The sequence below is a fragment of the Candidatus Finniella inopinata genome (assembly GCF_004210305.1).
Taxonomy (GTDB): domain Bacteria; phylum Pseudomonadota; class Alphaproteobacteria; order Paracaedibacterales; family CAIULA01; genus Finniella; species Finniella inopinata_A.
Genome location: NZ_SCFB01000004.1, coordinates 278,299 through 292,382, shown reverse-complemented (window position 1 = coordinate 292,382; position 14,084 = coordinate 278,299). Strand labels below are relative to the sequence as shown.

Genomic DNA, 14,084 nt, shown 5'->3' with positions numbered 1-14,084 from the left:
TGGTCGGCTTTACCGCCCAAACAACCAAACGGCAAATTGGTAATACAACGGAATCCCAAAGGCCAGGTTAAAGGGGAAAGTCAGCGCAATGGCCGAGGTTAGGTAATAAACCGGGTTAGCATCGGGAATCGACACCCGAACAGCAGCTGGCGCTGCTATATAAGACGCGCTGGCCGACATGGCGCCCAATATGGTGGCTCCGCCCAACGATAAACCGGCAAGGTAACCGCCATAAACACCAAGGGCACCGTTCAGAATGGGAATTAAAAAGGCGTATACGAATAAGAAACCCTTAACTTGTTTTAGGTCATTTAGGCGCTCGCCCGCCACCAACCCCATGTCTAACATGAACAACACCAACACCCCTTGAAAGGGCGCAATAAAGAAGGGGGAGATTTTTTCTAAGCCCGGCTTGCCAGAGATAAAACCAATGAGCAATCCCCCTAACAACAACAAAATACTTTTGCTGAAAAGGATACCTTCCAACCGTTGCCAAAGGCTTGATTCTTGTTTAACACCGGGTCGGTGTTCTGCCAACAGTAAGGCGATAATAATCCCAGGAATTTCCAAAATGGCCACCAGGGCGGCCATAAACCCTTCGCCAGGTGTGCCTAAGGTCTCCACAAAAACTTCACACGCCATAAACGTGACCACCGAAACCGACCCATAATGGGCCGCCAGGGCCGCCGAATCAGCCTGGGAAAAACGCCCAATGAAATGCGCAATAACATAGGCAATAACGGGTAACACCATCCCCAACAACAAGGTCATAGCCGCTGGCACGCCAATGATATTAAAAGACGTTTGGGAAAGATACGCCCCGCCCTTTAAGCCCAATGCCAACAGCAAATACATCGACAGGCTGGCGTACAGCCCCTCTGGCAATTGCAGGTCGCTTTTGGCCCAAACAGCCATAACGCCCAAGAAAAAGGCCAGAACCATAGGGGATAATAGGTTGAGTTGTAAAAGCTCGAAGGAAATCATAACTGGGAACCCTTAAGCTAGATTTGAGCCCATGCTCAAGAATTTTTCTCGGCGATGACTAAGGATTTTGTGACTGTCCAGATGGGAAAGATTTTGAAACGCCTGGTGAATAGCCTCTTTGACAGACTGAATCGCAACATCGACAAGCCGATGCGCCCCGCCCACAGGTTCAGGAATGATTTTATCAATAACCCCAAACTGCAAAAGGTCTTGCGCTGTCAATTTTTGCGCCTCAGCCGCCTCCGAAGCCTTACTGGCGCTTCGCCATAAAATAGAGGCACATCCTTCCGGCGAGATAACAGAATAAACCGAATGCTCCAGCATCAGAACCGCATTGGCCGCTGCAATCGCAATCGCCCCCCCGGATCCCCCTTCGCCAATCACCACACTGACCAAAGGAACTTTCACCTTGAGACAAGCTTCGATACACCGGGCAATGGCTTCCGCCTGGCCGCGCTCTTCGGCATCAATGCCTGGATAAGCACCTGCCGTATCGACAAATGTTAAGATGGGAATGCCAAAACGATCCGCCAATTCCATCAAACGAATGGCCTTGCGATATCCCTCTGGCTTAGCCATACCAAAATTATGTTTAACGCGGCTTTCAGTGTCGTTGCCTTTTTGTTGGCCGATGACAAGCGTGACTTTACCCATGAAATAGCCCAACCCGCCGATGATGGCATTGTCTTCACCGAATAAGCGATCCCCCGCCAGCGGAATAAAGTCTTGAATAAGGGTGTTTAGATAATCAAAAAACTTAGGCCGGTCAGGGTGGCGCGCCACTTGAACTTTTTGCCAGGGTGTCAAATTTTTGTATGTCTTACGCAACATGGCATTGGCTGAGACCTGAAGACTTGAAACTTCCTTGGCAATATTCAATTCATCTGTACTGGCAAGATTCCTAAGTTCCTCTATTTTATTCTCAAGCTCAGCTATTGGACGTTCAAAATCTAGAAATTTAGTCATGTAACTTTATTTATGTTGGGATTTTGGAATTACCCTTCGTTTCTAAAAGGTTCCTGCGCACAAAGCAAGCTTTGTTTCACGCACCAGCAGGCTCGATCTGCCCCAAAATGTCTTTGGCACGTTTAGCCACGATAGGATCCTTGCTTTTAGAAGCCTTCTGAGCCTGGGATTTCGCCATGGGGACGTTATTGAACAAGAAAGCCTCTTCAGCTAAACACAAGGCCATATGATCCATTTGATTTTTTCTGCCGTAAGCCTTGGCCAATAAACGCCAGGCAAAAACATTTTCAGGGGCGTGGTCAACAACCTCCATTAGCAAACTAACAGCTTCGTCTAAAATTTTGCTGTCAGGGATTTGGCTTTCCAATAAAGCCTGAGCTAACAGCATAGAAATGGTTTGAGCCTTGGGCAAAAGTTTCAAGGCTTGTCGGAAATAACTTGCCGCTTCAGAAATCTTGCCTGTTTCAAAATAAATCTGCCCCTTCAATTCTAAAAAGAACGGGTCAGAAGGATGTTCATCGATTAAGCCCTGCAATACAGCCAATGCTTCGGAATGTCTTCCCTTGCGATACAAGGCAATTGACCGTGCATACCGGGCCGCAATGCTTTTGTCAGTGGATTTATATTCCCGCAACACAGCATCCGGCTTATTCATAAAACCATTGATTTTGCCTTTGATGCGCTGGAATTTTCCCTCTTCCTTTGGCAGGGTCTGAACGTTTACCAAGGCTTGTCTCTCGAATAACGAAACTTTTTCCCGACGTTCATTCGACAAAGGATGGGTTAAGGTGTAAGGGTCTGTGGGGCCCGTGTAATTGGTATCCAACAGGTGTAAAAATTCCCCCAATCCACGCGTGGGCCAGCCAAGGGCTGTTAAATAGCGAAGGGCTGACGCGTCGGCTGTCTCTTCTTGGTCTCGGCTATGCTTTAAAAGGCCGCGTTCAAATACCTGGGCTCCCCCCGCCAAACCTGCTGCCAAGAGGTCTGGGGATCCTGCAGCTAACGCAGCGGCTCCGCTTAACAACATGGTGGCCACAGCTGGAACCAACGCTTGATTTTGGGCCTCGGCCGCACGGGCGCTGTGGGCGCCTGCAATGTGACCCGTCTCATGCGCCAAAACCCCCAACAGTTGATTGACGTTTTGACACTTTAAAATCAATCCGGTGTAGACAATAATCATCCCCCCCAAAGTCGCACCAGCGTTCACCTCAGGCGAGGATAAAATCAAAACCTTCGGCTTCATGGACACATTAGCAACCTTAAAGATTTGACTTAACCAATCCGTTAAGGTTTGTTCAATTTCTTCGTCGCTAATAAACTGGTCTTTTGGAATGTCTCCGGTTTGGGCAGTCGACAAACATAAAAACAGACATGCGAATAGAAGGGTAAAGAATTTGCGTAGTCCAGCCCCCAGTGGTTTTTTACTCTTCTTTATCATCGCTCTGCCTTCTATTGTCACCCCCGCGTAGGCGGGGGTCCAGTTGTATTGTTCTAGATTCCCGCCTGCGCGGGAATGACATGGGGTACAATGGGGATAATAACCAAAAACCATTTGAAAGAAGTTTTTTAAGAATCTAGAAGACGCCTGAGCCACCCACGGTTCCCTTTTTTTGAAGTAGTGCTTTTTGTGGTATCACCTTGGTCGACATTGGCGGGAAGCCCCTCTATATCAATAACCTGAGAACTTGGTTGATTCCCCTTTACAGTGGAAGGTTGGGTGCTGTCTTCTGCAACCGTGGCTATTGTTTTGTTCGTTGCTGGGCGTCTGCGCCGGGGGCGACGATTCTTGCTGGGCGGACGTACTTCCCCCTCTGTTTTTGGTTGCGCCGGTAAATCCGATATAACAGCTGCAACTTGAGGCTGAATAGGGGATTGAGTACTTGCCGGCTCTACATTTTGTTGGCGTTCAGCAGCTGAACGGCGACGCCGTTGACGACGACGGTTATTGCGGCTTTTTGTTGCAGCCGCTTCCTCTTCATCTCGCCCTTGAGAGGTTGGCTCTTTCTCGTCTTCGTCCTCTTCCATGATTTCGGGTTTAGCCAATAATGGTTTTGATTTAACATCAGGAACAATTTTTTTAAGGGTTTCTTGAATAGCCAAAACATCTAATTTGAAATCAGGCGAGTTCAAGGCAGGGTCCCGATTGACCTGTATTGATACAGAAAACCGATTTTCCAAGGCAATAAGATTCTGACGTTTTTGATTAAGCAGATATAAATCAACCCCACTTGGAACCGTCAAAAGAATTTCCTTTGCAGACTGTTGCAAGGCGCACGTTTCAACAGCGCGCAGGACATGCAATGACATAGATTCAATGGAGCGGACCAAGCCCGTCCCATGACAATGCGTACAGGGAATGGTATAGGTTTCAATCAAACTGGGACGTAACCGCTGACGTGATAATTCCATCAAGCCAAACTGGCTGATTTTCCCCAACTGAATGCGGGCACGATCGGTCTTAACAACCTCTTTCAGTTTTTTTTCAACCTGCTGAATATGATTGTTATCACTCATATCAATAAAGTCGATGACCACAAGACCGGCCAGGTCGCGCAGGCGCATTTGCCGTGCGACTTCATCAACGGCTTCCAGGTTTGTTTTTAAAGCAGTGTCGTCAATATGACGTTCCCGGGTTGAACGGCCCGAGTTGACGTCAATCGCCACCAAAGCCTCGGTCAAATTGATCACAATCGACCCACCAGACGGCAACCTGACAGACGGTTGCATCATTTGGTTGATTTGTTCCTCAACCTTAAAACGATGCAAAAGGGGAGAATTTTCATCCTGATACAATTTAACTTTGCGGGCATGACTTGGGATCAATTGGCGCATAAAAGCCTTGGCTTGCTTATAAGCCTCTTCGCCTTGCACCAAGATCTCATCAATATCCCGGTTGTAAATATCGCGTATTGATTTTTTGATCAGATCGCCTTCGGCATAAACTAAGAACGGCGCAATGGACTGTAAGGTCAAATCGCGGATTTCGCTCCACAGCCGCAGTAAATAGTCGTAGTCGCGACGGATTTCATTCTTATTTCGTTCTTGCCCGGCGGTGCGCACAATCAAAGCCATGCCTTCAGGCATGCTTAAATCTTTGACAAGGTCTTTCAAACGGCGGCGGTCTTCCCCATCATTAATCTTGCGAGAAACTCCACCCGCCCTGTAACCAGCGTTTGGCATCAAAACACAATAACGACCCGGAAGGCTAAGGTATGTGGTTAAAGACGCGCCTTTATTGCCACGCTCCTCTTTCACAACCTGCACCAACATGATATGGCGGCGTTTGATAACCTCTTGGATCTTGTATCTATAGCCAGCGGTTCGAGAAGGTTTTGGTTTTTGACTAACTTTTTCCGTGTCTTCGGAATCGGCGCTTGAATCTTTTTCTGACGCATTTTCATCTGGTTCTGAAACGGCATCCGCTTCTTCATCTAAAGACTCCTCTTGTTCGCTGCCGAACAAGGTATCGTCTATATTTTCTTCGTCATTTTCCAGGCCTGATTCTGCAGCAGGGCGATCAGCAACAGGCACACGATAATAATCGGGGTGAATTTCGCTAAACGGCAAAAATCCGTGACGATTGCCCCCAAATTCGACAAACGCAGCCTGAAGGGACGGTTCAACACGAACCACCTTAGCAAGGTAGATATTGCCTTTTATTTGTTTTTTAGTTGAGGTTTCGGAATCAAAATCTTCTAAGATTTGTCCATTAACGACAGCAACCCGAACCTCTTCGGGATGATTCGCATCAATAAGTAGTTTTTTGGCCATTTGGCAGTGATCTCCACGCGCCGCCCAACCAAAGCCTCAAAGTGATCCTTAGTGTTATTAACGTCAAGGGAAGTAATTCTAGGCATGTCAGGCGTCATCATATAATAATTAAAAATTTTGCGACCAGGTCAGAAGGCAGCTCGATAGACGCCGAAACATTATTAAAGCCTTAAGATGGCGTATGATACCAAGCTGACACAGTAATCCCATTTAATGCTGCGATTTAAGCATACTTTGTTTTTAATCACCAGTGAAAAAATACTCCCCCGGGACCCCTAGAAAATCATCCTATATGGAATCGCCTCAGGACAACCTCATTTTGCCATGCCTTTTCTTGATATGGCATAAATTGGCATGTATTGGAATTCACGTGATACTGAAGGGCATGAGTCCCTATTTTTTGTTCCTTGATCTTTTCCTCTTGTATTAATTTCTCTATGGGTGCCATTAGTTTCTGAAAATAATCCTTAACTTTTTGGCGTTTACACAGACATACAGAAATTCCTATCGAGGCATGGTATTTCCCAATCGTATCGATTGTTTGTGGACCATCCTTGAAAAACTCGTTCAATCCAATATAGCTGTCTTCCCCAACACGGAAAAGATTTACACCTATTCCAGCCCCTGTTATTTCCTCCACATTGGGTAGATAGAAACTTCCCCCCAAAGCAGTTTTTAACGGGAAGGATCCATCTTGTTGAACCCTTTGAGCAGATGGCACAAAATTTTTTATCTTGTTAAAACATTTTTGAAGGTGTCTAAATTTTTGCCATTCTTCATCCATGTTCCAATGCCCAGAAAGTCGATCATGATCCCTTGTTGCAAACTTTCCCAAAGTTTCAATTGTTGGTCCGTCAATTAAGGGAAGGAAAAATTCTTTATCTTCATCCTCGCAATGCTTTATAAAAAGTTGGCTTGTTATGTGGGGCAGTACAACCCAATTAAGAGTTTGACGCAGGCTTTGATCATCAAATTTCGTCATTGAGTCATCAGCGACTAAATCGGAAAAGGCGAATACGGTCGGATAGTGTCTTTTTTTAAAAAAAAATGATATCCCAAAGACTGTCTCAACATACCAATAATCGGACTTGGTGAATGGTTTCTTGTCGTAAGACTTGTTTTTATTCATAGTCAATAAATATTCAAGACGCGTTTGCGCACAATAGGCATCATATTCCTGCTGGCTTTGGGGCGGTGTCCATCCTTGGCGCTGGGCGGGGGTTGTTACCGAACAATAACTTTCCCACGCATCTTCTAAAAGTTGCCTGTTCTTTTGTGTGTAGTAATCGCTGAAACCTTCCGTGGTGAAAGAGGATTCGACTGCCTTCAAGACTAGACGGCCCCCTTCTGCAAGCATAGCATCAGTTGATTGAATTTCTTTAGGTTTAACTTTTGCCTTGGACCCCTCCCATTCTGCTGGAATGACAAAAAAACAGCACGTGCCAGGTTCAACAAGAAATTGCAGTGGGTGTACGCCTTCCTTCTTCTTATATCTTCCCTCTGCAATTAATTTTTTTATGATAGGCATTGTTTTGGTTACCAGCCATTCAGATGTTTTGATTCCTTTGCTTTTTGCGCGTCTTTCAAGTTCTGTTGCAATATCAAACAAACTTTTTGGGCCGTCTACGAACAGGGGGTCGTAGCTTATGTAAAGTTGTTTGGCGATATCAACGCAGAAAAGACTAAGGCCTTGAGAGGGGCCCAATTCTTCCTCTCCCACGCCGGGCAAATAAATGGCTCCACCCTGAACGGTTTCATAGGGGAAATTTTTACCTTGGGGTACATCCTGAATTTTTCGCGGAATTCCCCGTAATTTTCCAAGGCTTTTCTGAAACCATGTCAAGGTCTTGATTGTGTCGTCCAGGCCATCGAGCCAAGTCGAAAGTTGAGGGTTTTTTTTAAGCTCTGCTTTGCTTAAAGTTCGTTGGCTTTTGCGCTGCTGTACCAATGCTTCCGCCAATTGCAGCTTCTCTGACAAAGTGTGCTCACTAATCAAAGGAAAGCAAAGCGGTTCAGTTACCGATTCATATTCTTTGACAAAGTTATCAACAGTATCCTGGGGTAAAATACTCCAAATGCCAATTTGTTCAGCAGTAACGCTGTCAAATTGTGTCTTTGATGTGTCTTGCATCAAGTCTTGAATGGCATGTGAAGTAAGTACATTTGGTTTTTTTAGAAAAAATACATCTCCAAAAATTTCTATCGTTTCCCAAGATGGCGATTGTGTAAATGGTTTTTGGCCGAAAGTTTGTTTTTGATTCATAAGAGAAAAGAGCGTATGCAGAATTTTTGCACAACAAACATTATATTCTTCTTGGGTTGATGGTGGGGGTGATTCATCAGTCGCGTCCAGTGCTTCTTCTTTGCTTAAGGTTGACAGCGTTTTTTCTTTGGCAGCATCGCTGATTTCCAAATCTGGAGGAGGGTTCCAATTCGCCGGCTTTATGTAGTAGGTGTGTAAGGAAGGATCGGTAAGGTACTGCAGGGCGTGGGTCCCTGCCTTTATTTTTTTTTCCTTTATTTTCTGCTTTTGAAGCGAAATCGATATTTGGTTACGGTACCATTTTTCGGCATCTTGTGCTGCGGCGCTGATTTCTGCTTTTACGCGCCTCTCGTGGTCTGTCGCAAGCTCAAACAATGTTTTAGGGCCCGCTTTGAAGAAAGGACCAAATCCGCTATAAAGTCCGTGAATGGCATCCACACAATAAAGGTATTGACCCTTTTCTGGAGTTTTTTCTCCTTCGGCATCTATACCCTCCACACTCGATAAGTAAAGAACTCCCCCCAATACGTCCGTTGGTAAAGCCCCATTACGTGGCACTATTTCAGAACGCGGCAACAAGCCTGCTGTTTTTTTAAAATTTTTCTTTAATAAATCAACCTTCTTCAAATCATCAGGATGGGCGGGCTCTCCAATGAGAGCGGGGCAATGATCAAGCATTTTTTGTAAATATTGAACTATCTGGCCGCTTATTAAGATGAACTGAAAATCATTATCTTTTTGTTCAAGGTCACTGATGAAAATATCCGTTGCGTCCAGCCGCAAAAGACTCCAAACGGGCAATAGCTGGGCACCGAAACAGTCGAATTCAGTTTTTGATCCCACGGCAATTAAATCCTGCAGGGCTGCCGAAAAGGGGATACCTTTTTTCTTTGCAAAAAAGGGCATTTTAAGGAAAGTTATAACTTCCCAAGCTTTCGATTGGGTATGCAAATCGCCTGTGAATCTATTATGTTTATTGATGGTTTCAAAGATAATGCGAAATTCCTTGGCACAATAGGCATTAAAATCTTCTTGGGTTAAAGGCGCTTCTTTTTTAGGGGCGACATTGGTTGTTGCTGCTGCGCCTTGAGCTAATTCATATTTAGCTTCTTCTTCTGACTCTTGGATGGTTGGCAATGTCCCATTTGTTGAGGCGACAGACGATGCTGCTGCGCTCTGAGGTAATTCATATTTCTCTTCTTTATCTGATTCTTGGATAGTCGGCGATGTTCCAATGGTTGAGGCAGCAGCCCCAAGACCACAGCACAAAACCATGGTCAGTACGCGTAATATAGTCATTATTTACTCTGGGAAAAGCATCATAAATATGAACAGATATCCTGACGGATTAAGTCTTGAATCTGTTGGATTGATTGATTGGCATCAACCATAAGACAGCGGCCCTGATTCTGCTGAGCAATCGTAAGGAACCCCTGATGGACCCGTTCATGAAAAGAAAGGTCGAAACTTTCAAAACGGTCTTCGTTTTTATTCCCGTCAATAAATCGGTGGGCAGCCCGCCCTAGACCTTTATGGGGGGCAATATCAAACACATAAGTTCTGTCAGGGTTTCGGTCCCCAACGGTTTTTTTGTAAAGCAGATTCAGAAAGTCAAGATCCAGCCCCCGCCCATAACCCTGATAAGCCACGCTTGAATCGGCAAATCGATCGCAAACAACCCAGTATCCTTGGTCAAGGGCAGGGTGGATTCGTTTTTGCCAGTGGTCGGCTCGGGCCGCATACATCAACAACAGCTCAGCCTCTGCTGACCATTTGTCGGCCCCACCCGTTACCAACAGGTTTCGAATCAGCTCGGCCCCCGGGCTGCCGCCTGGTTCCCGGGTCAAAATGACTTTGAACCCCTGCTGTTCCAGATAGTCGGCCAGATATTTTGCCTGGGTACTTTTCCCCGCACCTTCTCCGCCCTCAAAGGTAATAAATTTGCCCGGCGACATTACGATGAAATCCCCATACGCTGGGCGATAATGGCATTGCGGGCTAAGGCATCTGCCCGTTCATTTTCTGCATGGCCGTCGTGGCCGCGTACCCATTGCCACTCAACCGACTGGTTCTGCGTCAGGGTATCCAAGCGTTGCCACAAATCTTGGTTTTTAACGGGGCTTTTATCAGCCGTTTTCCAACCATTCTTTTTCCAATTTTTAAGCCACAGATTCATACCATTTTTTAAATACTGACTGTCCGTATACAGGACAATTTTTGTTTGCAAAGGCAAACAAGTCAAACTTTCCACCGCCGCCAACATTTCCATGCGGTTGTTGGTGGTTTGCACCTCGCCCCCTGAATGTTCCCACTCTTGCCCTTCACAGCGCAAAACAGCGCCCCAACCCCCCGGACCTGGATTGCCACTGCAAGCCCCATCCGTGAAAATCTCCACCAATGAAGACGGCGTTATCGCGTTTAAAAATGTTTGAAAGTCAAACGTGTCGGTTTGGTTGGAAAGTGTGGGCATCATACCTTGAAAATCTTTATAAAAACCTACTTTTAGACTTAAACAGTTCACACAAAGTTTTCAAGCTGATGATTTATAAAAAAGGAAAAGTGTGCCTCATAAACCAGACGAACCAAAATTAACCATTATTTTAGTTAAATTTTTGTTGAAATTATTAATAGTTTTTAACTAAATTAGTAATTGAAATTAATTGTTTGTTAAGGAATTGTTCAATGACCACCAAAAATCACACTTTAAAGCTGTGTGCCGTTGGCCTAACTTTGTTGCAAACCAACATGACTTGGGCAAGCTGCGGATGTCCAAGCCAGCAGCATACAACGAAACCAGCTGAAACTTCGTCGAATCGATGGGGTGTTCAGGCTAGCATTGTCGACAGCGGCACCACTTCCATTGGTGTTGTCAACTATGGCGAATGTCATTCAGCAGGCTTTAATGTTTCAGGATTTTTAAGAACAAATGGAAAAAGCACTAATGTTTTCTCTCCTGCATTTTTTGGCGGACCCCGTTTCAAAGTCCGGGAAAATACTTATTTCGCCTTTGGAGTTGATATAAGCACAGACATAGGTAAGAAAGATGGAAGAAGTATTAATTCTTCTGTGAATGTAGGGCCTTATGTATCGATTGAGTATCAACCCGTTAGCCACATTGTTCTAAGCGCTTGGATTAATCCCTACACATACCAAAACCAACGGATTGGTGGCCAACGAACCACAACTCATAAATTCGCAGCAGGCGGCATTGGGATCAGTTATTTGTTCTAGGGAAATCCGGGTTATGCACTACAGTTGACGGCCTGGTCATGGAGCAATTCAGAGCCAGGCGTCCAATTGTGTCAGAATAACAAACACACATTTTTCTGTTTGCAATTCCAATTCGACATGGCGTTATACGAATAACAAACACACATTTGTTATCTTTATATTCCACGAGTTTTGTATGAGTCATTTCATAGGTAGACAAGATGAGCTTAAAAGACTTGTAGAAATCACCAAAAAAACACGGCCATTGTTGATGCAAGTGACTTGCTTCTGGCAACGTCGTAATCGTTTCATAGGGGATTGGCTATACGCCGCCCCATATTTTTGGAACCGGGTTGCTTTCTTTATCCAATACCAAATCGGTAAGGGCCCAGACCAAGGCATCCAGGCGGTCGGGTGATTTACTGGTGATGCCCGGAATATACTCACACAATTGGGTTTCTAACAAAGTATGGGGGCGGGTGTGAAAAACTTTCCCTTGTTCATACAACGCCGCAATCGGCTCAGCTCGCGTTGCCTTCCCACGGGTGGCCCGCACAGCGCGATAGCTGACATGTGGGTCAAGGCTTCGAACAATACGCTCAACCATATCGCCGCCTTTGTTCACCTCCGCTACTACACGGTCGGCTTTATGACGCCAATACGCCTGCACAACCCGCTGGCCCCAATCGGCCGGACTGTGGCGCCCGCTTAAATCCTCTAACACATAAGCTGTCTGATCAGCGGTAATGCCAGCAACGACAATACCCGTCTCGTCGCTTTGTTCATGGTGCGTGGTGGCAGGGTCAATAGCAATCACAATGCGTTGATAATTTGTCCCTTCCGGTGGCTGTTGATATCGAAGCATCGACCGTTGCCACAAGGCGCCCTGGCGTTCGGTTAAAACCTCCGCATACAATTCCTGGGCCCCCAGACGCGTCCCCTCAAACTGTTTCACGATTTGTTGCAGATAAACCGCCGCCAAGTTTGCCTGATTCTCAAACGTGGTGCCCTTGGTCACAACCGTATGGGGCGATTTCAAAAGTTGATCAATTAACGGAATCGGCCGTGGTGTTGTGGTGATCAGGCAGCGCGGATTATCGCCAAGACGCAGGGCCAGCATCAGCTGTTCCCACAAAGCCTGGGGGTATCGAAACTTTGCCAGCTCGTCAATCCATACCAAATCAAACTGCGGCCCGCGGAGCTTTTCAAAATTATCCCCTCCGAATAAAGTCGCCACAGCCCCATTGGGCCAAACCAACCGTTGCTTCGAGGCCTCAAACTTGGGCTGCTCTCCCACTGGATGACAGGCCAACAGACCGCTTTGACCCTCCACCATGACGTTCCTGGCTTCATTTAGGCTGCGTCCGATCAGGGCCACATGACGATACAGCCCCTTTTCAATCCACAGACGCAGCGTTTCAGCGCCCGTTCGGGTTTTGCCAAACCCACGTCCTGCCAAAATCAACCATACGCGCCAATCGCCCGGCGGAGGCAGTTGGTTCGGTCGTGCCTGTTTTAACCAGTCATAGCGCAGTTTAAGATCTTGCCGCCGTTTCAGTTCTTTCTTTAATAACTTCAGCAGTTGTTTTTTTAAAACTTTGGACATCCTTTTTCTCCCTTTCGGGATCAGGATCAGGGGATGACCGGCAAAAAGCCAGTTCTGAGATAGCCTGGGATAAATGCGTTGAAAGGCGAAGGGTATAGCTAATTCGATATGAAGCGAGTACAAGGCGCCCAAGTGTCGAGGAGCGGAGTTTACATAAGTAACTGAGCACCGCAGATCACGCCGGGAAACGCCGTAATCGTTTCATAGGGGATTAGCTATATTAACGATTAATTAACATGTTACGCATATCTTCCCTTCTGCATAGCATTGATATCAGGAAGGATTATTCACATGTTCTTTCACAAAACATATTCAGGAAAAAACGACTTTTATCTTATCATTTTTGCAGTTTCTCTTTTATTCACTTTACAAGCCCAGGCGGCCACCGCCAGCCAACAGATTTATCCACAGGACCTAACCCATTTCCCAGAGGGTCTTATTCCCCAAAAATTTAGAATGGCAGAGGATTTGTGTGTTTCTGGAAGTCACCAATTCACCGAACCAGAATTTCAAATTTTACTAAGAACAATCCCTCATAAAAATATAACAATTGTGGACCTTCGAGAAGAACCGCATTTTATGGCGTTTATGACCGAAACGGCGTCTGTTACTGGGCCAAAAGTCAACGCCTATAACGGGCTGACCAGCAAAGAAATCCAAAGGTTGGAGAATGGATTTACCGCCAGATTTCCCGCTTATCAAACGGAAAAAACGTGCGTAGAGGGGCTGGGAATGCGCTATCTTCGCATTCCCGTAACCGATGTGACCCGGCCAGAAGATTCCGATGTGGACACCTTTATAACTTTTCTGCGGTCCATCGAAGGACAGAACAATTGGCTGCATTTTCATTGCTTGGCGGGGCAGGGACGGACAACCACTTTTATGGCTATGTCTGAAATGATAAAAACGGCCGCTTCAAAAGACACCTGCTTGGAGGATATTTTGGATCGACACCATCAAATGGGCGGGGCCAATTTAAAGAACATGTGGTATTCGTGCTCTAAAACCCAATGGCTAAATTTTTTACGAAATTTCTATGATTATGCTGAAAATGGCTTTCACAAAGGAATGTTATGGAGTCAGTGGGTATCTGAGAAAGGTTTGCAAGCTTTTCAACAACAGCCCTCTATAACGTCCTGGTGGAGCCTAAAAGGTTTTTCTTCTTATGGCAGGTGCGCGGCCATGCTGTTTTTCATGCGCGGTTTGCAACTTTACAGAGCGGTGATGAATTAAGCTGCGGTTGTATTTATATGAAAATGTGAGAGTTTTAAGAGAATATCAACC

At 45.8% G+C, this 14,084-nt stretch carries 10 protein-coding genes; 2 read left to right on the top strand and 8 right to left on the bottom strand.

What is annotated here, in order from left to right; all coding sequences use genetic code 11:
- Nucleotides 1–9 precede the first annotated feature (9 nt).
- From EQU50_RS03225 to rnhA, 7 genes are all read right to left on the bottom strand, one after another.
- Entirely contained in the window at nt 10–984 is a 975-nt protein-coding gene (locus EQU50_RS03225) for a sodium-dependent bicarbonate transport family permease (protein WP_130153711.1), read from the bottom strand.
- A gap of 12 nt (nt 985–996) precedes the next feature.
- Nucleotides 997–1,950: an acetyl-CoA carboxylase carboxyltransferase subunit alpha gene (locus EQU50_RS03220; RefSeq protein WP_130153710.1), complete on the bottom strand. Its 954-nt coding sequence runs from the start codon at nt 1,948–1,950 to the stop codon at nt 997–999.
- A 76-nt stretch (nt 1,951–2,026) separates the two neighbouring features.
- The gene (locus tag EQU50_RS03215) at nt 2,027–3,388 is read right to left on the bottom strand and encodes a M48 family metalloprotease (protein WP_165380319.1); all 1,362 of its coding nucleotides are present in this window, start codon (nt 3,386–3,388) and stop codon (nt 2,027–2,029) included.
- A gap of 128 nt (nt 3,389–3,516) precedes the next feature.
- On the bottom strand, nt 3,517–5,721 hold the full coding sequence (locus EQU50_RS03210; RefSeq protein WP_130153708.1) for an Rne/Rng family ribonuclease: 2,205 nt from the start codon (nt 5,719–5,721) through the stop codon (nt 3,517–3,519).
- A gap of 283 nt (nt 5,722–6,004) precedes the next feature.
- A complete protein-coding gene (locus tag EQU50_RS03205) occupies nt 6,005–9,283 on the bottom strand; it encodes a hypothetical protein (RefSeq protein WP_130153707.1) in 3,279 nt (1,092 codons plus the stop codon).
- Nucleotides 9,284–9,303: 20 nt separating this feature from the next.
- Nucleotides 9,304–9,939, bottom strand: coding sequence for a dTMP kinase (tmk, locus tag EQU50_RS03200; protein WP_130153706.1), 636 nt, complete (start codon nt 9,937–9,939; stop codon nt 9,304–9,306).
- Entirely contained in the window at nt 9,939–10,505 is a 567-nt protein-coding gene (rnhA, locus tag EQU50_RS03195) for a ribonuclease HI (protein WP_242508813.1), read from the bottom strand. The genes tmk and rnhA overlap by 1 nt, the downstream gene beginning before the upstream one ends.
- A 161-nt stretch (nt 10,506–10,666) precedes the next feature.
- On the opposite strand from rnhA, the gene EQU50_RS03190 reads away from it, so the two are divergent.
- A complete protein-coding gene (locus tag EQU50_RS03190; RefSeq protein WP_130153705.1) occupies nt 10,667–11,215 on the top strand; it encodes a hypothetical protein in 549 nt (182 codons plus the stop codon).
- Nucleotides 11,216–11,516: 301 nt separating this feature from the next.
- Here the strand turns inward: EQU50_RS03190 and EQU50_RS03185 are convergent, their stop codons facing one another.
- A complete protein-coding gene (locus EQU50_RS03185; protein WP_130153704.1) occupies nt 11,517–12,800 on the bottom strand; it encodes a DNA-packaging protein in 1,284 nt (427 codons plus the stop codon).
- A 291-nt stretch (nt 12,801–13,091) separates the two neighbouring features.
- Between EQU50_RS03185 and EQU50_RS03180 the strand changes: the two genes are divergently transcribed.
- The gene (locus EQU50_RS03180; RefSeq protein ID WP_130153703.1) at nt 13,092–14,033 is read left to right on the top strand and encodes a phosphatase domain-containing putative toxin; all 942 of its coding nucleotides are present in this window, start codon (nt 13,092–13,094) and stop codon (nt 14,031–14,033) included.
- Nucleotides 14,034–14,084 lie beyond the last annotated feature (51 nt).